General features: G+C 38.9%; 20 protein-coding genes and 1 pseudogene. 12 read left to right on the top strand and 9 right to left on the bottom strand.

Translation table 11 applies throughout. The annotated features are described in order from the left end of the window. Positions 1 to 251 precede the first annotated feature (251 nt). Both IPI59_09975 and IPI59_09970 read left to right on the top strand, forming a co-directional pair. Positions 252 to 1,604 (top strand): hypothetical protein, encoded by a 1,353-nt coding sequence (locus IPI59_09975; GenBank protein ID MBK7527858.1) that lies wholly within the window; start codon positions 252 to 254, stop codon positions 1,602 to 1,604. Further along, positions 1,601 to 1,858: a T9SS type A sorting domain-containing protein gene (locus IPI59_09970; protein ID MBK7527857.1), complete on the top strand. Its 258-nt coding sequence runs from the start codon at positions 1,601 to 1,603 to the stop codon at positions 1,856 to 1,858. The genes IPI59_09975 and IPI59_09970 overlap by 4 nt, the downstream gene beginning before the upstream one ends. 92 nt (positions 1,859 to 1,950) lie before the next feature. On the opposite strand, the gene IPI59_09965 is transcribed toward IPI59_09970, so the two are convergent. Together IPI59_09965 and recO are read right to left on the bottom strand one after the other, a co-directional pair. Further along, complete coding sequence (locus IPI59_09965; protein ID MBK7527856.1) at positions 1,951 to 2,718, bottom strand: sulfite exporter TauE/SafE family protein; 768 nt, start codon at positions 2,716 to 2,718, stop codon at positions 1,951 to 1,953. Between the two features lie 48 nt (positions 2,719 to 2,766). Continuing rightward, complete coding sequence (gene recO / locus IPI59_09960; GenBank protein ID MBK7527855.1) at positions 2,767 to 3,570, bottom strand: DNA repair protein RecO; 804 nt, start codon at positions 3,568 to 3,570, stop codon at positions 2,767 to 2,769. Between the two features lie 298 nt (positions 3,571 to 3,868). On the opposite strand from recO, the gene IPI59_09955 reads away from it, so the two are divergent. Continuing rightward, positions 3,869 to 4,480 (top strand): hypothetical protein, encoded by a 612-nt coding sequence (locus tag IPI59_09955; protein ID MBK7527854.1) that lies wholly within the window; start codon positions 3,869 to 3,871, stop codon positions 4,478 to 4,480. Between the two features lie 156 nt (positions 4,481 to 4,636). On the opposite strand, the gene IPI59_09950 is transcribed toward IPI59_09955, so the two are convergent. Then, the gene (locus tag IPI59_09950) at positions 4,637 to 6,280 is read right to left on the bottom strand and encodes a S41 family peptidase (GenBank protein MBK7527853.1); all 1,644 of its coding nucleotides are present in this window, start codon (positions 6,278 to 6,280) and stop codon (positions 4,637 to 4,639) included. A gap of 207 nt (positions 6,281 to 6,487) precedes the next feature. After that, a complete protein-coding gene (locus IPI59_09945) occupies positions 6,488 to 7,930 on the bottom strand; it encodes a hypothetical protein (protein MBK7527852.1) in 1,443 nt (480 codons plus the stop codon). A gap of 175 nt (positions 7,931 to 8,105) precedes the next feature. Here IPI59_09945 and IPI59_09940 point away from each other — a divergent pair, with 175 nt between their 5' ends. Continuing rightward, complete coding sequence (locus tag IPI59_09940; protein MBK7527851.1) at positions 8,106 to 8,759, top strand: T9SS type A sorting domain-containing protein; 654 nt, start codon at positions 8,106 to 8,108, stop codon at positions 8,757 to 8,759. Between the two features lie 113 nt (positions 8,760 to 8,872). Here the strand turns inward: IPI59_09940 and IPI59_09935 are convergent, their stop codons facing one another. Continuing rightward, positions 8,873 to 9,352 (bottom strand): hypothetical protein, encoded by a 480-nt coding sequence (locus IPI59_09935; protein MBK7527850.1) that lies wholly within the window; start codon positions 9,350 to 9,352, stop codon positions 8,873 to 8,875. A 237-nt stretch (positions 9,353 to 9,589) separates the two neighbouring features. On the opposite strand from IPI59_09935, the gene IPI59_09930 reads away from it, so the two are divergent. The 3 genes from IPI59_09930 (at position 9,590) to IPI59_09920 (ending at position 14,237) form a co-directional block, all read left to right on the top strand. Next, positions 9,590 to 12,070 (top strand): TonB-dependent receptor, encoded by a 2,481-nt coding sequence (locus tag IPI59_09930; GenBank protein ID MBK7527849.1) that lies wholly within the window; start codon positions 9,590 to 9,592, stop codon positions 12,068 to 12,070. A gap of 205 nt (positions 12,071 to 12,275) precedes the next feature. Then, the gene (locus IPI59_09925) at positions 12,276 to 12,794 is read left to right on the top strand and encodes an SRPBCC family protein (GenBank protein MBK7527848.1); all 519 of its coding nucleotides are present in this window, start codon (positions 12,276 to 12,278) and stop codon (positions 12,792 to 12,794) included. A 36-nt stretch (positions 12,795 to 12,830) separates the two neighbouring features. Continuing rightward, the gene (locus IPI59_09920) at positions 12,831 to 14,237 is read left to right on the top strand and encodes a 1-acyl-sn-glycerol-3-phosphate acyltransferase (GenBank protein ID MBK7527847.1); all 1,407 of its coding nucleotides are present in this window, start codon (positions 12,831 to 12,833) and stop codon (positions 14,235 to 14,237) included. A 39-nt stretch (positions 14,238 to 14,276) separates the two neighbouring features. Here the strand turns inward: IPI59_09920 and IPI59_09915 are convergent, their stop codons facing one another. Then, the gene (locus IPI59_09915; protein ID MBK7527846.1) at positions 14,277 to 16,007 is read right to left on the bottom strand and encodes a glutamine--tRNA ligase/YqeY domain fusion protein; all 1,731 of its coding nucleotides are present in this window, start codon (positions 16,005 to 16,007) and stop codon (positions 14,277 to 14,279) included. Between the two features lie 132 nt (positions 16,008 to 16,139). Continuing rightward, positions 16,140 to 17,354 (bottom strand): tetratricopeptide repeat protein, encoded by a 1,215-nt coding sequence (locus IPI59_09910; protein ID MBK7527845.1) that lies wholly within the window; start codon positions 17,352 to 17,354, stop codon positions 16,140 to 16,142. A gap of 149 nt (positions 17,355 to 17,503) precedes the next feature. On the opposite strand from IPI59_09910, the gene IPI59_09905 reads away from it, so the two are divergent. After that, positions 17,504 to 18,349, top strand: coding sequence for a universal stress protein (locus IPI59_09905; GenBank protein ID MBK7527844.1), 846 nt, complete (start codon positions 17,504 to 17,506; stop codon positions 18,347 to 18,349). A 12-nt stretch (positions 18,350 to 18,361) separates the two neighbouring features. Here the strand turns inward: IPI59_09905 and IPI59_09900 are convergent, their stop codons facing one another. Beyond that, on the bottom strand, positions 18,362 to 18,664 hold the full coding sequence (locus tag IPI59_09900) for a hypothetical protein (GenBank protein MBK7527843.1): 303 nt from the start codon (positions 18,662 to 18,664) through the stop codon (positions 18,362 to 18,364). Between the two features lie 261 nt (positions 18,665 to 18,925). On the opposite strand from IPI59_09900, the gene IPI59_09895 reads away from it, so the two are divergent. The 4 genes and pseudogenes from IPI59_09895 (at position 18,926) to IPI59_09880 (ending at position 22,635) form a co-directional block, all read left to right on the top strand. Further along, positions 18,926 to 19,552: a DUF3137 domain-containing protein gene (locus tag IPI59_09895; GenBank protein MBK7527842.1), complete on the top strand. Its 627-nt coding sequence runs from the start codon at positions 18,926 to 18,928 to the stop codon at positions 19,550 to 19,552. A gap of 46 nt (positions 19,553 to 19,598) precedes the next feature. Then, a complete protein-coding gene (locus IPI59_09890) occupies positions 19,599 to 20,690 on the top strand; it encodes a right-handed parallel beta-helix repeat-containing protein (GenBank protein ID MBK7527841.1) in 1,092 nt (363 codons plus the stop codon). 193 nt (positions 20,691 to 20,883) lie between these two features. Then, positions 20,884 to 21,677 (top strand): annotated as a pseudogene (locus tag IPI59_09885) (transposase). Between the two features lie 571 nt (positions 21,678 to 22,248). Next, positions 22,249 to 22,635, top strand: a complete 387-nt coding sequence (locus IPI59_09880; protein MBK7527840.1) for a hypothetical protein — start codon at positions 22,249 to 22,251, stop codon at positions 22,633 to 22,635. Between the two features lie 24 nt (positions 22,636 to 22,659). Here IPI59_09880 and IPI59_09875 read toward each other — a convergent pair whose 3' ends face one another. After that, a complete protein-coding gene (locus IPI59_09875) occupies positions 22,660 to 23,649 on the bottom strand; it encodes a hypothetical protein (GenBank protein ID MBK7527839.1) in 990 nt (329 codons plus the stop codon). Between the last annotated feature and the right edge of the window lie 126 nt (positions 23,650 to 23,775).

Here is a 23,775-nt window from a genome sequence, read left to right as displayed (position 1 = left end):
AATCTCCGAACTCACGTTAAACGTAAGCTTACCGCCTTGTATTTGCCCCTAATTCCCTCATCCGGAAGATTAACACACCCTGCCCCTCCGAGGAGGGGAAATTGCAAAATCTTGCTAATCCGTTAATCCGTTACATCAGTGGTTCAGACAATATCCGGAATAAAAAACCAGAAACCAAACCCATTTTTTAACTTCAAAAAAACGATGAATTGAGCCTGCCGAAATTTCATAGTTAAAAACAACTTTATACCATGAGAACAATCAATATTACAATATATTCATTTGTTCTATTAACAAGCCTGCAATACGCAAATACAACCCAAGCCCAAAACACCCTACAAACCTTTTTTAATAAAACTTATAAAACCGATAGCATAAATATATTAGCCTACGGTGCTATACCGCTAAATGATGGAGCATTATTTACGGGTATATTTGGCAGCACCTACTACCAACATTATAGTTCTTACATCTGTAAAGTTGATTTATGGGGCTATTTTAAATGGATAAAAATAATTGATGCAAAACCTATAACCGAAACTGAAGGGTATTGTAACGGCGCATTCTTTCCAATATGCAGCACAACCGAAGATGATATATTAGTAGCTTATAGCAAAAACGATACTACCACCCAAAACGATGATATTTTTGTAAGTAAATTAGATAAAAACGGCAAAGAAATATGGAACAAGAAAGTAGTGAGCACCAAACTACTTGAACGTGTTTATGGCATAAACCCCACCAATGACGGAGGGTTTATAATAAATGGGTCGGCAAGCGATAAAACCTTAAACCCTTTTGATGAAAAAGCAATAATATATGCCACAATATATAAATTTGATGAAGAAAGTAATTTAGAATGGGATATAAGCTATGCCCCCTATAAAAAGAATTACAGTTATAGGTTTAGCGAGGTGCCAGGCAAGGGGTATTTAGTGCCAACTGTTTCAAAAGTTGTATCAGGTACAAGCATAAAAAGATATAGTAATCTTATATTTATAGATTTGGAAGGCAAAATAAGTTGGGAAAAAACCTATTATAACCAAAAACAAACAGGCATACTGCATATAAATTATAGTAAAAAAACAAATAGCTATTTTTTGCTTGGTCAGGTAGCCAATTTTAACGACCTGCAAGAAACCATCTATTTAGCCAATATAAATGCCGAAGGCGAATTGCTTTGGGATTCGACTTATTATGCTCCTACCGCTGGAGTTTATAACGACTTTTTGGGAATTTATGAAGGACCAGACATTTGTTCTTCCCCATTAATGACAGAAACAGGGATACTAATACCAATAGTAGTACGCTACGAATATAATGTGTTTAAAGTGGTACTCTATAAATTGAGTTACGAGGGCGAAGTGTTGTTTGTGAAGGAGATTAGAGGGTCAGAGGACATAAACCACCACGAGTATATTTTTGATATAGATACCATGGCTAATGGCGGTTATTTACTAACCGGATTTGACTATCAAGGGCAGGCGGCGTGGTTGGTTAAAGTAGGCGAAAACGGCGAAACCTGCCAAACCTTAGGCTGCGATAGTTTCAGCGTTAGCACAGCCATTCCCCTGCCTCCACAACATGGGTTTCTCCCTCTTTGAGAGCATTAGGGGCAGTAACCCCCAACCCCGCCCACCAAACGGCTACCCTAACCATCAACCCCAACTATTCCCATTTAATAAAACAAGGCGAAACCCTTGAGATTTTTAACACCCAAGGGCAGTTGGTTAAAACCATTCCTTTATCCGGATTTGAGACAACCACGTTTACCACCGCCAACTTTACATCCGGAATTTATTACTGCCGCCTTCAAAACCATCCGGAGATAGAGGGTGTTAAAATGGTGGTGTGGTAATCCATCCCTTGGGATTAAGGAGACGAAGGATACATGTAAGTTTTTTGCACTAAGCACGATTACGCATTATTAAAACAAACTATTTGAGCTATTTAGGCCGAAAAAATAAGTTTAACTGCGGCAATGAGCAAAACAATAGCCAAAAGCCATTTTAAAGTGGGTTGGTTAAAATGTTTGGCACCCAAATAAGCACCCAATAAACCGCCGCCCAAAGCTAAACCTACAACTAAAGTCATTTCGGGTAGTGGCATTACTATTATTTTTTCCACCCCAAATAAGCCCGATATCGAATTACAAAAAATAAACAAAGCACTAATTGGGGCGGTTTCTTTAACAGTAGTCCATTGTAACCATATTAAGATGGGCGATAAAATGATTCCTCCACCAATTCCTATCAATCCGGATAAAAAACCTATGACCAAGCCCATTATCAAAGCCAAGGCCCAATTATACGGTACTTTCTTTGCCGTATCTTGCGCTCGGTTTGCCTCTAATTTTTGTATGTAACGCTGTAAACCCATAAGCCAAGCTGTAGGAAAAAGTAAAAAAATACCTAATACAACTTTGTAGCTGCTTATAGGTAAACCCAATTTGCCCCCCAAATAAGCGGCTGGTATTGACCCTGCACACAGCCAGCAAAAAAGTGTCCAATGCCCTCGCATAAAGCCTCGGCGCGCATACTGCTCAAACGCCCCAACCGACACAAATACATTTAACAACAAAGCTGTTGGGCGCATAAACGAAGGGTTAACACCAAACAAGCCCATTAAGGCCAAATAACCGCTTGCGCCACCATGCCCTACACTTGCGTATAGAAACGCTATGACCGGCAACAAAATTAAAAACCAAGTTGGCAACATAATTACAATAAGTTAAACTATTTTATTAAGTAAAAAAATTTAATTTGATTAAACGTCATTAAAAAGGCTTGCCAATACGGCTACCGAGCGTAGCTCGCCAAAATTTTCTATATGAAGCCTGTAATAACGAAGCAAGGCATATAATAAATTTTTCCGGATTTGAGCGGGTGTATTTGGAATATTTATTTGAGTTGGGTTATCAATAGCCTGCATCCATGCTGCCAAATAATGGCTTTCGGTATGGGGTAGCAAAGCCGAATCTAACAATTTACTGCCATGGCTATTGGCAGGTTGTTTTACAAAAAAACCTTCGTTTAAATGAAACAGCCATGCTATTTGAGGTTGGTTATTGGCATTGTCAAGGTCATTTGAGGAATCAAAATTGTGTGGATAATTATTAAGAGGTAAAATTCCCAAAAAACGGCTTAACTGCAATAAAAAACTAACCGGAACATGGCCAACAGGCGTGGTGGTTGTATCTAACCAGGTTAAATACTGGCTTAACCAATCGAAAAGTTCGAGGTTTGGATGCTCGCCTTTTAAGGTTTTGTGCAATACTTCGGTAATAAACATAGCTATTGCCATTTTATGCATTGAAAAGGGCAATTCGGTATAATTTATCGCCAACTGCATCTCTTTAAGGTGGTTAATATCGCGATTTTCGCGGTGGTAAACAACCAAATTTAGCAAATAAAGCGGTTGTAATAAGGCAGCCTTGTTGTGTTTTGCACTTCGGGCTCCGGCTACGCTATAAGTGCGCATTCCGAATAAATCGGTATAAATATGCACCAGCAAAGTGGTTTCGCCGGTTTTAATCGTTTTTAAAACAATACCGCGTAAATGTTGTAACATGTATGAATGGCAAAGATACAAAGTTAATTATAAAATCAAAAATATTGAATAACTAATATATATTTTTGCGAAACAAACGCTTGAGGAGAAATTGATTTAAGACAAAAAACAAGGAGAACGCCACCAAATAGCAATCAAAAACCAAAATCATACCAGTATATCCGGATAAACTCATTTTTATAGAATATCTTTGCATAAAATTTAGAACAAGGCAATTGCCGTTGTTTTACTTTTGACGAATTTGCTGGTCGAATATTGCCGAATTATTGTTTGTAATCAATTTAATAAAATTTTTAAAATGAAACATTTATATCATCTGTTATTTTTAATCTGTCTTTCAGTTTTATTTTCCGGAAATTTGTTTGCCCAAAAGGGGGGAACAGCTGCCAAAGATTTGGCGGTTTTGCCCGGTGCTTTATACGAGGTTCGGTATTGGACAAATATGGCGGCCATGGGCGACAGCAAAGTATATATAGACACGATGATTTATTTTGGCGACCGGGGCTTGTTTTCGTACACCAATAAAGATGCTGTTTCGCAGGAGTTTAAACTTAGCGACTCGCTTATTTACACTATAATGCCGCAATTTGGCTCTACCACCGAAAAAGAGTGGACACTTGGGCAATACGTAGTTCGCAGATACCATTCGGTTAGTATCCCTTTTCGTAAATACGACCGCACCATATACCGCGCTTATACAGCAACAGAACCCAACAAAGATACCGGAATTGGTGAATATGCCTTGGTTTCGAGGCAGTTTGGCGTTATGTACCGCTACAACAACAAAGGAGAGGCTTTAATGTTAAACCGAATTGACATTTATCAGGATGGAAAACTTAAAGAAGAACTTGATTTGTTACCCTTACAAATGGATTTGCAAAAAACAGATATTTTTACAGGCGGTTATTAAAAAATAATTAGCCCCAATTAAACAAAAAAACATCCGGAATTGGCTTTATTTGTTTAATGCCTACATCAATTCTTTCGATTGCTAAATAGTTGTTGTTGAGCCATGCAAAAAAATGTAAAGGCAAGCAAACCGTAAAGATAAAAGAAAAACTTTTTTTTACATTTTCATAATTTCTTCGTAGGCCTTTTTTAAGCCTTTATCAATATCGTAAATAATAGGATAAAATTTGTCGGCTTTATACAATTGTCTGGCTAAATAAGCTTTCATCATTAGTTGCAGGTCGTTTTTATCTTGGTTGAGATTAGTTTCTGAATAGCCTTTTTTTACCTCTTTTTGTACTAAAGTCTTAAACCCATTCCACATGGCAGGGGTAACTGTAAAATTATTTTTAAAAGCATCAAAGGTATTGCCGTTACTATATTGGGCAAACTCGGTTTTATGATTACTGTAATAATCGTAAATATAGCGGGGCACTAACACACGTGCGCGTAATAGCATAGGCGTGGTGTTGGTGGTATCTAACGGAACATACACATCGGGCATAATGCCGCCGCCGCCATAAACAATGCGTTTTTCAATTTTTGTTTCAAATTTTAACGAGTCGGGCATGTTTTTTAAACTATCCGGATGAAATAATTCGCCATCATCGAAGCGTTTTTTAATTTCGTCATCATACGATTCGCGGTCTTGGTTACCTACGTATGGTTTTTGAATACTTCGCCCAGATGGTGTATAATATCTGGCAATAGTTAAACGAAGCGCAGCTTTATTGCTAAGCTCGTATTGCTCTTGTACCAGGCCTTTGCCAAACGAACGGCGGCCAACAATCAGCCCTCTATCCCAATCTTGTATAGCACCTGCCACAATTTCGCTGGCCGATGCCGAGCCTTCATCAATAAGTATTACTAAAGGGCCGTTTTCAAACATGCCGCGCCGTTTCGAGTAGTATTCTTTACGTTTGACTTTGCGGCCTTCGGTATAAACTATAAGGTTGTCGTCGGGCAAAAATTCATCAACCATATTTACGGCAGCCGTTAAATAGCCGCCGGGGTTTTGTCTTAAATCTAAAATAAGGCGTTCCATACCTTGCTCGTTCAGGTTGTACAAAGCTTCGGCAAATTCGTTGTATGTAGTGGCACTAAATCTGTTAATTTTAATGTAGCCTACTTTGTTGGACATTATATAGCTGGCATCTAAACTGTAAATCGGAATTTCGTCGCGTGTGATTTCAAAATCCATTAAGTCGGGCACACCTTGTCGGTAAACACTAATTTTTACCGATGTGCCACGCTCTCCGCGCAAACGACTGGTAACTTTATCGTTGGTAATTTTAACACCGGCTACAATTGTATCTTCAATTTTTATAATTTTATCGCCGGCGGTAATACCTAATTTTTCCGATGGGCCTCCGGCAATAGCGGTAATAACTACAATGGTGTCGCTCACAATCGAAAACTCAACACCTATACCATCAAAATTACCCTGAAGCCCCTCGTTAACTTCGCCTAATTCGCTTGCCGGTATATAGCTCGAGTGGGGGTCAAGGTCGTGCAAGGCTTGTTGTATTACGTCTTCAATAAGGGCGTCGCTGGTAATATCGTCCACATATTTAGCATCAATATAATTAAAAACCTCTTGTATATCGGCTAATTTATTACTCGTTGAATCTTTACCCGAACTTGAAACTTTGCCTTTAAATGGCTCGTACATTTTAAACCCTATTTGCATGCCAATAACCAGAACAACCGCTAACAACAAGGGCAAAAAAACATTAAAATTGGCTTTGGGTTTTAACTGCATAATCTAAAAAAATCAAAAAAATATAAAAATATAATACTATAACGCAAAATAACGGTGCAAAATTCCGAAAAATTGCTTGCAAAACCACTAATTACCTTTTATTTAACGAAAATTAAATACTATTTGAAGATTTCAACAGATTTATCCGGATACAGCATTATGGCAATAATATCCGGAATTTTTATTTTTGAGCGATAAAAAAGTCTTTTACCCCCGTTTATCCTTCCGGATTGTTAACTCATCCATTTTCTCAATTAACCAACTCGATAAAGCATTGGGTTTGTTGCTGCTTACAATTTGATGGCGCAAATTTTGCAAGGATGAGCGGCTGCCTAATTTAATTCGCATAAGTTTTTTAACATGCCCTAAAAATTGATTATACACTTGTTTGTTGGCCAGCGATGCCATTTTGTTGCGCAGCAAATAAAGTTTCAGGGTTTCTATAATGCCAAAAAGGGCTATCGCCTCGTCTAACTCGTAATAACATTTTACCAATAAAATTTTGGTGTCCAAATGGTAGTAGGTGTCGGTAAACTCAACTTGGTTAAGTAATTCGACAGTATGACCGAATTGTTTTTGAAAAAAATGGTAATAAGCTAAATTAAAGTGATAAGCGTTTTCGCGACTTTCGGCAGGCAGCCATTTTTTATACTGTTCGATAAACTGTTTAGCAAAGTCAAAATCGTTTAATCGCAAAGACAAATTGACGATATTTTTATACCACCACTCCGACAATTCGCCCGACACGGTTAATATTTCGTTTTCGAGCAAGGTTTTACTTAATTTAAACAATTCGGATATATATTTTTCATTGCCGCTATTTATTTGCCGTACACAGTAATTGCAGGCATAAGTGTAAATATCGTGCAGTTCGGTTTTGCTAAAAGCCATATCGAATTGTCTAAGCAAATATAGCAATTCGTGGTAATATGATTCGGTTTCAAAATTGGTAAGGGTAAGTAAAACCTGCCTATATACCCGGATGGTTGGCGGCTGGTTAAGCAAATTAGTATCTACGTAATTAACTATGGCCTCCCAAAAAAGCGGGTCGGGGTAATCAACACTAAAAACGTTTCGGTTATTAACAAACTCGCAAACATACCGAAGTTTATTAGCGATATAAAACGTATCTAAATTAAGCAGCATTTGGCTTAGTTCATCAATAGCATAATTATTGCGCTGCGAAACAAAATCGTATTTTTCTTGTTCGAGCAAATACATATTCAAATGATATTGCCCATCGCGCAGTGCGCTTTGAGATGTTTTTACTATTAGCTCGTTAATACTTTGGTAAAAAAACTTGTCTAATTTTAGGGAGGCATAGGCGCGGTGTAAAAAGGGGTTCTGTTGCTTTATAGCCTCGTTAAAATTTTGTTGGGTAATAAATTGCTCGAGCATTTTAGTCAGGTCGCTCATAGCATAACGAAGGCGTTGTTCGCTAAAAGTTTCTTTGGGAAATAATTGCCTGAAAATGCGCTGGCGGGTAGTTTGGCTTTCCGGAAATTCCGGATGCTGTTTGCGCAAAATTTTATACAGGGCTATGCCGGCAACCGGATGTTTCCAATAAGGACTATTAATGTACTCATCAAACCGTTTAAGTTCTTTTGTATTAAATGAACGCAATATTTGAACCGGCTTACTCTTTACCATGCTTTTTCTTTGGTTATTTAAGCCGAAAAATAAGTTAAATTTACTAAAGTTAAAAAAAATTAAGCAAAACAAACCCAAATTCATTTATTTTTCGTTATTATTGTGCGCAAATTGCGTTTCTTTTATCTCGAACTAACAAACAACCATTAAAAATAACCAGCACAATTTATTGTCTATGAAAATTTACTACTACTTACCCTTTGTTTTATTATTGGTAGTTATAAATTTACTGCCGCAGTTTGCCAACGCCCAAGAGGTAAAAATTGTAAAGCCAGGCAAAGGCAAACCTTTTATTGATAATATTACCGTTATATTTGGCGCTCATACCATCCACCTTGACGAATATTTTGATGATATAGTCAATGAGCAGGATACAACGACCCACAACACTACGCCCAGTAAAATTGTTATTGCCCCTACAAGCACCAGCTATAATACGCAAGGCCAAACAGCCCAAAATGATAACGCCGAAGCAGGCGGCGCCGAAAATAACAGCAGTACCAACGACAACGAGGTAAACACCGAGCAAGGCCAAATTGAAGGTGTTTCGTATGCACCAGCTTCGCAAATATCGCCCACAAGTTTAACACCGCAATGCCTGAACCCCGCTACCGAAGAGCTTATTTTAAACTTGCCCCTAAGCCAAAAAGACTACAAAATTGTGTTGTATAATACGGCAGGGCAAATAGTTTTAACGCATACAAGCGCAGGCAATATTTTAAAAACAAGTGCACCCATTAGTCACCTGCCAGCCGGCGCTTATTTGTTGTGGGTAACCAATAACGACCAAATTAATACGGCTATTAAATTAATTATAGCCAAACAGTAATTAATATAACAAATTGTGTTGTTTCTTTTACTTACACGACCCGCGCTTATATTGCCGGGTCGTGTTTTTTTATGTAGCCCAATTTACAACCGAATTATGAGTTATGAATTAGTTTAGTCGTATTTTCTTTGTAAAATTTCGGTATAAATAACAGCATCAACCGCATTAAATTGCCATTTGGGTTTTGTTAGAATTGCTTTTACCGGATTTACCGTTGTATTTGCTGTAGTTTGATTTATGGTGTTGGCAGTTGTTGGAGCTTCTTCAGGTTGGGTTTGGGTTTGTATTTGTATTTGGGTGGCCGCTAAGTTGCTGTTTTCGTTAGCAGTTGTGGGCGTTACCTGTGTTACGGGGGTAGGCGCGGGAATAGGTGTGGTGGCCGCATTTATGATAACGGGAGCATTTTCAGTTGGAGGAGAAATCTTGGTTGGTTTATACTCAGCTAAAATATCGGCAATGGTTTTTTCTTTGCCTGTCATTTGCTCGGCATCTAACCACGAAGGCAGGCGTTTGTTTTGCAAATATGTTGTAATGGTTAAATACAACAGTAAGATAACGGCTAAAATTATGCCCAAGGCTTCAAAAAAATCCATAAATAACGGTGTATTAAGTTTATAACGGGCTAAACCAGCGCAATATTACGCATTTTTGCTAAATGTTTCAATTATTTGGCTGCACAACAATATTTAACAATTAAAGCAAAAACAATCCGGCAATTTTGAAGGTTTATAGTAATGCTTCCCACTTTTGGGTATTTATTTATTTGTTTATTTCCTCTTTTTATCCGGAAAATGAATTTAGCTAAACAGAATCTACTAAAATTAGTTTTTTTGCTCTCTTTAATCTGCCCGTTTTTAATTACGCAAGCACAAACACCAAGTGGGGCAAGTGGCCAGCGCAGCAACAGTATGCCACCCACAGGTAAAATTTGGGGAGCTGTACTCGATTCGGCAAATAAACAGCCGGTTGAGTTTGCAACTGTTGCCCTTTTTAGCGCGCGCGACTCGGCACTAATCGGAGGAAGTGTTACCGATGAAAAAGGTTTTTTTGACGTATCCGGATTAAAACCAGGAAGTTACCAGCTTAGAATTAGCTTTGTTGGCTATAAAACACTAAAAAAGCAACTATTATTATCATCTAACGATGCCAATAATAAGGCCTCAACTATGCAACAAAACCTGGGCAATTTGTGGTTAGTTGGTAGTACCCAAACGCTTAATACCGTTACTGTTACCAGCGAAAAGGGTTTTATGACGCAAACCATTGATAAAAAAGTGTATAACACTGATTTAATTCCGGGCAGTGGAGTAGGTACTGCTAACGAGTTGTTGTCAAATTTACCTTCGGTAAGCGTAGATAACGAGGGCAAGTTAAGTTTGCGCGGCAGCGAAAACGTTACCATTCTAATTGATGGGAAACCGTCGGGCTTATCCGGAAATAATTTAGCCCAATTGCCCGCAGCTACCGTTAAAGAGGTCGAAATTATAACTAACCCTTCAGCTAAGTACGACCCCGATGGCACTTCGGGCATTATTAATATTGTGCTAAAACGCTCGCGAATGGAAGGGTTTAGCGGCACCGCCTCCTTAGGATTAGGAACAAGAGCGAGGCTGCTTCCGGGTATTCAACTCAACTATCAAACTAAAAAATGGAGCTTTTTTGGCGGCATGAACGCCGTTTTTAGCCGTACACCTAACTGGATGAATGGAGAGCGAAGTTTATTAAAGCCCGATACCACCGGAATTTTAATTAGCAACGTAAATGGTAGCACTTTAACTAAAAGTGGTGTGTTTAGGCTTGGAGTTGATTTTTTGCCCAATAGTTTTAATACTTTTTCGGTTAGCGGTATGTTTAATTTAGCCAACAAAGCCAACGAATCGACTACTTTATATAACTGGACTACTCTTGAAAATACAATTCCGCTACAAAACAGCATCCGGGAGAGCGATGAAATCGAAGAAAAGTTAATTGGAGACCTTAATTTTTCCTATCGCCGAAATTATAATATTCCGAAAAAATCGTTTGGGGTCGATGTGTTTTTTAACCGCAGCCGCGAAGACAAAACCGTTAACTATTTCGACGATTTTTACGTGGACGGCCAAACTGTTCCATTATTGCAACGAACCCAAACCGACTCGCTGCCTGTAATAGCCAATACCTTGGTTGCAAATGCCGATTTGGTGCATCCATTCAGCAAAACAACAATTTTTGAAGCTGGTGCACGTTTTCAAATTCGGATGAGCGACAACAACAGTTTAAACCAAATTGATACAGTTAATACCTCCCAATCTCCGGATATAGCCTATCTGAACCATTTTTTGTACCGCGACTATTTATATGCGGCTTATGCAACACTTGCATCGAGCATTGGCGGACTTAATTATAAATTAGGGCTAAGGGCTGAGCAGGTTAACATTTTAGGCGAATTGTTAACGACAAACGAAAAATTTGAAAATCCGTATTTCAGTTTATTTCCAACGCTTAATTTAACTTATGCTGTTGCACCCGGAACTCTCAGTTTTAGTTATAGTCGCCGTATAAACAGACCATCTATAAGAAATTTAAACCCCTACATAGAAATTAACGACCCCTACAATCAACGGCGAGGAAACCCACAGCTAAAACCCGAATATATTAACTCGTTTGAAGTGGGTTACTCGCAGCCCATTGGGCCAAGCACTTTTTCTACTACTTTGTTTTACCGTAAAACTTTAAATGGCTTTACCCGTATTGTTAGCGTTGATACCACCAACTATATTGCTACTATTACTATGCAAAACCTCGATCATAACCTTAACTACGGTGCCGAGTTTGCATGGAATGGCGCTTTAGCTAAATGGTTAATATTTAATACAAGTGGTAGCGTTTTTAGCAGCGAAATAAACGCCGATGCCGTTGATGCAAGTTTATCGAACAAAATTTTAGGATGGACGGCAAAATTATCGCTGACAGGTAAATTGCCCAAACAAACCGACATACAGGTTAGCGGCAATTATCGCTCGCCGCGCAACACCCCGCAAGGCCGAATGTCGCCATTTACCACCGCCGATATAAGCATATCAAAAAAATTACTACAAAACAAAGCCAATCTACGGTTAGCCCTTAACGATGTGTTTAATACCATGCGATTTCAAATGCGCGGCAATGCCGATGGCAGCCCTTTTTGGATTAAGCACAAACGCGAATCGAGGGTGCTAAGTTTAACCTTTACTTACAATTTTGGCAAAATGCAAGAAAACAACAAACAGCGTCGCTCAAGCGAACAACGAAGCAACGAAATGCGGCAAGATGGCGGTATGGATGATTTTTAGGTAAAAAACTTTAAGCTAATTAGACATGCTTTTTTGAGGATATTTTAATTGATTTTTTTGTGCGTATTAAAAAATCCGGATGAATGTCTTTGCTCATTTTCATCCGGATTTTTATTTTAATTTTCGCCTAACTCCCTCGTTAGCTAAAAACAGTGTAAATTTGCCACAACAAAGTTTCTTTTTGCCTCTCTGACTTTACTTTTGTTTGCTTTTTCAACAATTTTACGCCCAGCCACCTACACCTCCATTTATGTATTATCACTTCGAAACCGTTTGGCAAACCGCCGCACCCGCCGATGTAGTGTTTAATTTTATATACAATAGCGATACCTGGCCAACCTGGTGGCGCGGAGTTTTAGCAGTCGAAAATATTACAAGCGGCAACCCAAATGGCATTGGTGATGTTAAACGCTATACTTGGAAAAGTATACTGCCCTACCGCCTTATTTTTGACATGGAACTTACCGAAAAAATACCCAATCAAAAACTAGTGGGTAAAGCAACCGGCGAATTGCAAGGCGATGGCACTTGGACTGTTGAAAAACAAAACAATTTAACTACTATTACCTATATTTGGCGCGTAAAAACCACCAAAAAATGGATGAATTTTTTAGCCCCAATTGCCAAGCCGTTTTTTGCATGGAACCACAACGTAGTTATGGATTGGGGACGGCAAGGTTTGGCCAAACAATTAAATATGCCTGTAATAAGCCTAAAGGGATAAAAAATAACCCGCTACTTTGGCAATCAGGCAAAAATCATGAAATCAGACCCCGAATATAAGTTACCCCCCCGCCTACCGCAAAAATCTTGGTTATATTCCCTTGTTAAACAGTGGGTTAAATTAATCATTCCGGTCTTTTTTAAAGAAATAGTAGTCGAGGGGCAAGAAAATATACCGGCATCTTGTGCTGTAATTTTAGCGCCAAACCATCAAAATTCATTTTTAGATGCAGTTGTAACCCTTTGTTTTCTGCCTCGCCCGGTAGTATCTCTCGCACGTGCCAATGTTTTTAACCACTCTATTGCGGGTAAAATTTTAGCAGCCCTGTATATGCGCCCGGTATTTAGGCAGCGCGATGGGGTAAACACCGTTGAGCGCAACAAACCCATTTTCGACCTAACCATAAACGATTTGTTAAATGGCCGTGCAGTGTTAATTTTTCCCGAAGGGAATCAAGATTTTAAACGCCAACTGCGCTCCTTGCAAAAAGGCTTTGCCCGTATATGTTTTGGAGTGTTGACAAAACAGCAAATGCCAGGAACAAACATACAAGAACCCCAAAAACCTTTAGTTATTGTTCCCGTTGGCATTAATTATACCCGGCACAGATGGTGGCGGGGGCGGGTTTATGTGGTATATGGGCAGCCTATTGATGTTGGCAATTATTACCAAACGTACACCGAGCTACCCCAGCGTGGGCTTAGGCAAATTACCGACGATTTAGCTGCCAAAATGCAGGCTTTAATCGTACATATTGCGCCTACCGAATATTACGAGGTTATTAATTTTTTGCGGCGTTTTTATAGGTTCGAGCAGGTAAAAAAACTACATCCTTCAAAAACATCAACCCTGCCACAACGCCATAAAGCCGAGCAGCAAATAGTAAACGCCCTTAACCAATACGCCCAAACCCAACCCGATGAAATGGCTTTATTGGCACAAACTACACAACTCTATTTGCAACAATTGCGCGCCATTGAACTGCCATTTTATAGCACCTTACAAGTACCAATAACAATAAAGCAACAAATGCTGGCTGTAGTCAAACACATAATTTTGCTGCCCATTTATGTTTGGGGTTTATTGCACAGCGGTTTGCCTGTATTTATAGCACAAACACTTGGTATTAATCTTGTGCGCAAAGAGCCGCAGTTTCAGGCATCAGTTATGTTTGCCGCATCTTTACTGCTTTTTCCTTTGTTTTGGTTGCTAATTTTTTGCCTTGTTTTGGCCATTTGGCAACCAGTTTGGTGGATAGCTATTTTATATGCTATATCCATACCACTTTCCGGAAAAATAACTATCTGGGGGTTTGAGCAGCTAAAAAGACTCAAATACCAATTCCGATACGCCTATTACTATCGCCATCATCCGGATATTATAAAACGCCTAAATGCCACCTGTAGCGAAATTTACGAATGGATGCGCAATATTGTTCCGTAAAATATTTTTAGTCAATTGCTTTGGCTATTTTGTTCTTGTTTACCCTTTTTTGGGCCAGCCATCTTTTAGGGTTACCGTGCGATTAAACACTTTGGTGCCACTATTTTCATTGGATTGTAAGCTGGAGTCTGGGTCGGTACAAAAATAGCCTTTCCGGATGAATTGAAAATGCTCGCCCACCTTGGCAGCTGCCAACGAAGGCTCGGCCAATGCCTGTGGCAGCACTTGTAACGAGTCGGGGTTCAGCAATTCTAAATAATTATCGGTAGCAGCGGGGTTTTCGTGCATAAACAGCCTATCGTATTGCCGTACTTCTATGGGTAGGGCATGTTGCGCCGATACCCAATGTAATGTGCCTTGCACTTTTAGTCCCGAGGTATCGTTGCCGCTTCGGCTTTCGGGCAAGTAGGTGCAACGCAATTCAGTTACTTCGCCGGCCTCGTTTTTAATGGCCTCGTCGCAACGAATAATATAGGCACTTTTAAGCCGCACCATATTGCCAACGGCCAAACGGAAAAACTTTTTTGGTGGATTTTCCATAAAATCTTCTCGCTCTACATACAATACTTTTGAAAAAGGAATTTCGCGCGTGTCAGCTTGGGGGTCTTCGGGGTTATTTTCGGTTTTAAGTTGCTCTACTTTGTCTTCCGGATAATTGGTAATTACTAATTTTAAAGGGTCGAGCACTACCATAACCCGTTTGGCTATTTTATTAAGGTTTTCGCGCACGCAAAACTCTAACAAGCCCATGTCTATAATATTTTCGCGGCGGGCGATGCCAACTTTGTCGGCAAAAAGGCGTATGCCTGCGGGGGTATAGCCACGCCTGCGCATGCCCGATATAGTGGGCATACGTGGGTCGTCCCAGCCGTTAACGTACTGCTCTTCGACTAATTGTTTTAATTTTCGTTTGCTCATTACGGTGTAATTGAGGTTTAGCCGGGCAAACTCGTATTGTTGGGGTTTGTATATGTTTAATTGTGCTACAAACCAATCGTAAAGTGGTCTGTGAACCTCAAATTCAAGGGTACAAATACTGTGTGTAATGCGTTCAATACTATCGCTTTGGCCGTGCGCCCAGTCGTACATGGGGTAAATACACCATTTATTGCCGGTTCGGTGGTGGTGGGCAAATTTAATGCGGTACAAAACGGGGTCGCGGAAATGCACATTGGGCGAGGTCATATCAATTTTAGCGCGCAGCACACAACTGCCTTCGGCAAACTCGCCGTTTTTCATGCGTTCAAACAGTGCTAAGTTTTCGGCTATGGTGCGGTTGCGGTAGGGGCTTTCTGTTCCGGGTGTATTTAAATTGCCTCGCATTTGGTTAATGGCTTCGGGCGAGCTGTCATCAACATAGGCTTTACCTTCGCTAATTAATTGTACCGCCCATTGGTATAATTGGTCAAAATAATCGGAGGCAAAAAATAAAGCATCCCACTCAAAGCCCAGCCAACGAATATCGGCCATAATACTGTCCACAAATTCTTGTTCTTCGGCGGCAGGGTTGGTGTCGTCAAAGCGGAGGTTGGTTTTACCGCCGTATTTTTGTGCTAAACCAAAGTTTAAGCATATAGATTTTGCGTGCCCAATATGCAAATAGCCATTGGGTTCGGGGGGGAAACGAGTGTGTACGCGGTTGCCGTATTTTCCGGAGGCAAGGTCGGCTTCGATAATTTGTTCTAAAAAATTTAACGATTTACCATGCTCGGCGGCATTGTTATTTCCATCATCCGGATGATTATTATGGTGTGTAGGTGTTTCTGACATAATGAACTAATTGGTAAAGTTTTCCGGCTCAAGCGGCTTAACAAGGTGCAAAATTACGGCAAAAAATTGGTTTGAAAATGGTTAGCGAGGAGAGGGGCTTGTTGTGTTTTCTGATTTTTGGGTGGTCTGAGTTTAAAACTGCACATAGGGCAAAGTAGCAATGGAATTTTGATTGTTAAACTCGCTAATAACCGTTTTAAGTTGTTTCCATACTTCTGCGTTTTGAGGTTCTGAATTGTACCATGTTTTAAATGCGTTTTTATCGAAGCCCCCTAAAAGCCAGTACTGATAAGCTGTGTTTAGTTGCAAATTTTCTATTTTCTGATTAAACTGCAACCACACCGAAGGGGCAAAATTTGCCGCTTGTTTTAGCATAGCTTGGGTATGGGCAACGCGCCAGGCAACTATTTGAGGTAGTTCAAGCGGTTGGTCAGGTATTAATTTTAGCTTTAAACTGTCGGCAATAGGTTTTGCCAATTGCTGGTAGGTAGTTTTAAGAGGCGCGGTAAACTGGTTTGTCTCGTCGGCCAGAAGTGCTGCCGAATCCTCTTCGCTGTCATCGGCATCATCAAAGTTTAAGATTGAATTTAGTGCTGCCGATTGGCTAAAAATTGGATTTATTTTGTTGTTATTTGTAGCAGCGTTGGCGTTAAACGCATTTAAAATAGTTTGCCCCATTAGGCTACTGATAGCAGGGGTTTGGGCATGTCCGGGTTGTAACAGCATATACATCTCGGCATAAATTAGCCCTTTGTATTTTTCGGATGAGCGGCAATAGAGTTGTGCTGCCCAATAGTAGTTGTCGGCATAAGTGGGGGCGTTGGCGATGCCTTTCTCCCACCAGCGAACGGCTTCGTCGTTATTTCCGGAATAATAGGCATAGCCACCGCGTAGGTCGTAAAATTGGCCATTATCCGGATAAATTTCGAGGGCATTTTCTAATAAGTCGGTGGCCTTTTTTTGCTGTTCTGTATCCCAATAAATATTAGATAAAAGGTAAAAATGTTCGGCTTGGGCAGTTTTATTTGTAGCCGTTAATGACTTTAAGATTTTTATAGCTTTTTTATAATTTTTTAGCTGGTAGTAGGTATAAGCCAACTCGTAGGCACAGTTTGCCGCCTTGCTTGGATAGGCTTTGGTACATAATTTTAAAGTGGAAATAGCCAAATTATACTGATGCTCTTTTGCCGCCGCTACGCCTTGCAGCAACAACGAATCGGGCGGGGGCAAATTTGTTTGTGCGTTTAGGAGTGTCAGTTTCCCATTTGCAACAAAAAATAAAAAGTGCAAACAAAGCGTGGTAAAAAATGGGCGTATCAATATTTTGCAAACAGCTTGAACTGACATGTATGTAAATTGGGCAAAATCGTATTTGTGGCACAAATTTACAAAAAAATGAAAAACGGTTAAGGTGTAAATCCGGAATTTAGTACAAAACTTGCCGAAACAGGTAGTATTTGTTTAAGATTTAATTAGTATTTTCGCACCTTGCACGTATGGACAAAAGAAATCGCATTGTTTTGGCAACTAATTTTACCGAGCAAGAAAAACCTGCCCGAGATGCTGCTATATGGTTATCGGCCAAGTTGGAAGCACAAGTGCAACTACTTCATATTTACGAGCCAGACCCGGTTGCTAAGGGATTAAACAGGCAAGAACTTAAAAATTTAGTCTTAAGTTTTCAAGAAAACTTACAAGCACGAGCAAATAGTTTTATGCGGGGCACAAATTTTGCAAATGCTGCGCCTTTGCTGCCTATTAGGGGGTATTTTAACAAACGTTTGGTACAATTAGCGCAACTAAAAACATGGCAGGGTATGGTTTTTAGAATTAGACACCCTTTTGATGTGCGCGATTATATTTTTGGGCATGTTTTTGATGATATTATAGCCCTCGCAAATTGTGTACTGCTTTTTATTCCGGATGATAAACCTTTTTTGCCCTTCGCAAAAATAATTTATCCTACCAAATTAATGTACGACAATTTATTGGGATTGTATCAAATAGATATGTTGGCGCAAATGTTAAATATTCCGGTATTATTGCTACACGTCGAAAACTCAAATTTACCTATTGCCCCCTCTATGTTGCCCCAATACATCGAAGCATTAGACCGCATTTTAGATTGTAGGTTTGAGGTAAAAATAGTACGCGCGCCATCAATAGCAGACGCACTTAATAATGAAACACAGGCCGAAAACAATCAAGCTTTAACAGTAGTTTTTCATCGAAAGCGCAATTTTTGGGCTAATTTTTTTTTAGATGATTTTGCTATTCGTTTATTGCGCAGTTTTAACAAACCATTATTAGTTTTGCGCGAAAATACATCTCTTACCGCCTAATTACCGAATTGGTTAATTGCTAAACACACTTTTGCCGGCGCGAGTTTCTTTATTTTTAACGGGTTTTAAAGGCTGCAAAGCATTAAGCCATAAAAGAAATAAATATCGGGCGGCATACAAACTTGGGGCAATTACGGCAAAATTTAAAATACCCCAAATAACAAACTCAACAATACAAGCAGCCGACAAATTGTTTTGGTTGCAATAAGTATAATCGTTAGACCATAAAAAATAAGTAGCAAGCAAACTTACAAAAACAGCAATCGTAAAAATAAAAAAATGTTGGTTTTTGGTAATGGTAGCAAACTTTTTCATAATAAAATAATTTAAAACACCTGTTTTCCCAAACTCATTCAACGCTCAATAAACAAAAACTATAAACTTGATGTAACCTGTTTAAAAATGGTTGCAAGCAGTAAAAAATAATTCAAAAAATACTTTCACTTTAAAAACAGCATATTTGCCAATATTAAGTACAAATTTTAGTTGTTACCATGTAAAAAAATAAAAACTATTGCGTAAAATTGCCGTTATTTTTCATTTCATCTATCATATCCTAATTTTTTTTTCTTAATTATGAGTATTTTAAAAGCACTTTTTGGACCAAGTCGAAAAGAAATTTGGACGCAGTTAAGCAACGAAATTGGCGCTACCTATAATGATGGTGGAACCTGGAAAAACGATGAAGTAAGAGCGAAACATAAAGAGTGGATGATTATTTTAGATAAATACGTTGTTAGCTCCGGAAAAAGCTCTATTACCTACACCCGTATGCGCGCACCTTTTATTAACAAAGATAAATTTAGATTTACCATTTACCGCCGCAGTTGGTTTAGCGATGTGGGCAAATGGTTGGGCTTGGTGAGCGATGTTGAAGTTGACCAAGAAGATTTTGATTCTAACTATATCATTCAAGGAAACGACCATTATAAGTTATGGAAATTTTTTAACAACGAGCATATCCGGATGTTAATTAGCCATCAACCCGAAATTTATATTACTGTAAACAAGGCAAACGCACACGTCTTCGATAATACCTACCCCGATAATGTTGATTGCGTTACCTTTATGGTGGTAGGCGTAATTAAAGACATTAACCGCCTTAAACTATTGTTTGATTTATTTGCCGAAATTTTAGACCACCTTTGCCATATTGGAACTGCTTACGAAGACGACCCAACACTTAAAAATTATTATATTTAATATTTATTTTGCATTTTACTTTATTGCTTAACACAAACTAAACCCAATGCGTACCCCTTATTATTTTTCAGGCACGATATTACTCGTTTTAGCCTTTGTTTTTTCCGGATGCCATAATAACGATTTGGGTTATGGGCCTATAATCGAAAACAATATTTATTTTTTTGGTCCTAATACCGAAAATATAGAAGCAAAACTTCAGGAAGCCCTAATTAATATGAACAATAACGGCATAATTGATTTGGCATCCGGAAAATACGAGTTCAAAACTACCCTATCGCTCGATGGCAAAGATGGCATCACCATCCGGGGGGCTGGTCTCAACAAAACTATTCTATCGTTTGCCAACCAACAAGCGGGTGCCGAAGGTTTAAAAATTACTAATTGCACTAATCTACTGCTTAAAGGCTTTACCGTTGAAAATACCAAAGGCGACGGCATTAAAACCAAAGACTGCACAGGCGTAACTTATTATCAGGTTGGCGCTGTATGGACTAACGGCGCAAACGAAAAAAATGGTGCTTATGGCTTATACCCAGTAAACTGCCAACACGTATTAATGGACGGCTGTTATGCCTATGGTGCATCTGATGCAGGTATTTATGTGGGTCAGTCAAATACAGTAATTGTGCGCAACTGTAAAGCCGAGCAAAATGTAGCGGGTATTGAAATTGAAAATACTTCAAACAGCGATGTTTACAATAATACCTCTATAAATAATACAGGGGGCATTTTGGTCTTCGATTTGCCTAATTTATTAATAGCGCGAGGCGCAAAAACAAGGGTTTTTAACAACCAAATTATTGACAACAACCAAGATAATTTTGCCCCAGCAGGAAATATTGTTGGTGAGGTTCCGCCCGGAACAGGCGTGCTAATTTTGGCCACCGACACCGTTGAAGTATTTAATAATACCATAAAAAATAACAATCGCGTAGGTGTTGGCATTATTAACTACCTAACCATTGATGCCAATGTTTTAAGCAAAGATGCCGACTACGACCCCTACCCCGAACATATTGCCGTTTATAATAACAACTTTAGTAAAACTAATGCTATTACCCCCAGTACAAAACCATTTGCACTGTTGTTTACCATTGGCTTTGCCGGCAAACCTATGCCCGATGTATTAATTTAGGCTTAATGGACAAAAATGATGCTAAAATCGTCTAGAAAGCTTAATATTATTAGCTTTGAGGACAATCAAAGGTTATGAATAAAAAAAGTGCTTTTACTGCGGTAGTTCTGTTACCAAGAAAAATGGGTTAGTAAAAGGTAAACAGCGATATAAATGTGCCTGCTGTAATAAACAATTTTTAGGTGGGCAACGCATCAATAACGAGCAAATATGGGAAGAATACAAAAGTGGTAAACAGACCTATTTGCAGTTAGCTCACAAGTATAATTGTTCTGTTAAAACGATTCAAAGGCGGTTAGACAAGATTAAAATAGTGGCTACGGAAAAAACAGGTAGAGTAGTCGTTGTATTAATGGACACCACCTATTGGGAGCGGGGTTTTGGCGTAATGCTTTTTAAAGATGCCTACACCAAAGAAAACCTTTTGAAATATTATGTGAAGACAGAGACAAATGCGCTGTATATAGAAGGAATTAAGGAGTTAAAAAGGCGAGGTTTTACTATTTCGGCTATTGTTTGTGACGGAAGAAAAGGCTTAATTGCGTCGTTTAAGGGTATTCCTGTTCAAATGTGCCAGTTTCATCAAGCAGCAATAATTCGAAGATATTTGACCCGTAAGCCAAAGCTAAAAGCTGCACAAGAGCTGATGGATGTTGTAGATTTGATGAAGCAAACAGACAAAGAAAGCTTTGTCGGAACATTAGGGCTATGGCTTGAAAAATGGAAAGTGTTTCTAAACGAGAGAACTGTAAATCCGACTACAAACAAATCGTTTTATACGCATAAAAGGCTTAGAAGTGCTTATCGTAGTTTGAAGAATAATTTACCTGGTTGTTTACTTGGCACGATAACAGGGAACTTCAAATACCTAACACAACCAATGCTATTGATGGACATTTCGCAGATTTAAAAAACAAATTAAGAAACCATAATGGCCTATCAATGAAACGGAAAATGAAATTTATAGATGGGTTTTTAAAGGTATAAGGGCTTTCTGAAAATATCAAAGGCTTACAATATACAGTAAGCCTTTGATAAGACATTTTCGTCAAGCATCTGTTTTATCCCTGACAAGTTGCTCCCCAGCAGAGCTTGTTTCCGTTTTTACAGACATGCAAAGAAATAAAATATTCAAGAATAATGTAAAAAAGTGAATAAAAAAACAGCATTAAAAATGTCCACTTGAACCAAGCGTCTAAAAAATAGCATTAAAAATGTCCATTACTCCTTAATTGACAATGTTTTTAAAGCAAATCCTGCCGATGCCCATTTATGTATTGGCAATAATGGCACTATTGATGCCTATACTATACAAGCAACATTACCTCCCGTTGTTAGTACCGATATAGCCGCTTTTACTAATTGTAGTTTGACGCCACTTGCCGAAGTTAAGGTGATAGCCCCCAACCCAAATTAAAGTTTTATTTTCAAGGTTAAAGAATGAGAAAATTTGTTCGAGTTTTGTTTTTTGCCTTGTTACAAGCTGTGCTTAATCAGTTTTGTTTGGCGGAGTTTTTTTTGTAAGTTTGCGTTTTACTAAATATTTTGCCCTACCATAATGAGTGCGCCAAGTAATAATAAAAATTTTTTACAGCAAATTACGCCCAAACATTTATTTATATTGTTCTTAGCCCTTCTTTTAGCAGGGCTAACCTGGCATATTTTAAACAAACCGCCGCAGGTGCAACCAAACAATTTGTTAACAAATGCCGGCGCAGTAAACCAAAATGCCCCTTCAGCAACAACTTTGCCCTTAAACGATGATAATAAAACAGTAATACAACTGAGCAAAGAATTAGAGCAAATTATCCGAAAAAATAAGACCCAGGCAAGTCTATATCCGGAGGAAAAAATAGCTATCGAAAATGCAATTAAAGCATTATCTACACAAATTGAACGCCAAAAAACTGAATTCAAACAGTTAGAAAATTTAAAACAGCATTAGAAACTACGCTTAAATAGTGTGCATTTAATAAGCAAATAAAGCCCCTAAGCCTTGCCGAAGGCTAAAAAAATTGGTTTTGCTTATCATTTTTACTTCTTTGCGGTCTTTAGTAAATTCGCGGTCTTCGCAATGGCAGTCGCTACCGTTTTCAAAGCCGGTAATTTCGCGGCAATTGGTGCTGCATACGTCTAAAATAGTAGTTGGAGTAAAATATAAAGCGCTATCAGTGGCGTTAATTTGCAAACCAAGTCTTGTTACGGTACGCCAACCATCATTAGCGTTGCTGCCATAGCCCAACAAAATATATTGGCCTGAATTGGCCAACTGTTTTAGTTTAACTTCGGTAATTTGGGTGCCATCGCTAAGCTCTTGGGTTAGGGCTTGTTGTAGTTTGGTGGCATCGTAATTAATTGTTTTGGTATTTGCGCTGCCAATTATTACGATAGGTTGCCCGCCCGGCATACCATCTTTGGCTTGAAGGCGGGCTTCGGTAAGCAGTTTGCCAATACCTTTGGTAGTCAATAAAAATCCGGTTTGGGCGGCATACATGGCCATACCTTCGGTGCTTGGGTCGTTGCAATTACAGGCATCGGTGGCAAAGCTCATATCTTTGCAATGCACCGCATAACAAGCCTCAATAGCCGATTTGTTGGTAATATACAAGTCGTTGTTAATTCGCTCGAGGCTAAGGCGAATAAGTTTGGCTGTTCCGGTTATAACTTTGGCGTTTGCCCACAAGTAATAAACACCATTTGAAGTTTTAATTTCGAGGTTTTCAACCGTTGTGCCGTCATAATATTCGGTTTCGATAGCTTGTTTAAGCACCGCCTCATTTTGGGTAATAAGAGGTTCGCCGGTAGCTGAAATTTGCCCGATTAAATATTTTGCCACCGGACTTAATTCGGTAGTAACAGTATAAGAGTTGGTGGTGGTTTTATAGCTGCTGCTTGTTTGTGCAACAAGCAAAACCGTATGGGCAAACAAAACAAATGTAAAAACAAATACTTTTTGCATACTAAAAATTAACGAGTTGAAATAATTTAATTAATAAAAAACAAGCTCTTGTTTTGCGAATATAAGCGTGCAAATTTAAGAAAAAATATGTACTTTTGAGGTGATTTTTTGAATAAAATTAATAAT

This window comes from Sphingobacteriales bacterium (assembly GCA_016706405.1).
Classification (GTDB): domain Bacteria; phylum Bacteroidota; class Bacteroidia; order Chitinophagales; family UBA2359; genus BJ6.
The sequence above is the reverse complement of the archived record's forward strand: the minus strand, read 5'-3'. Positions and strand labels throughout refer to the sequence as shown.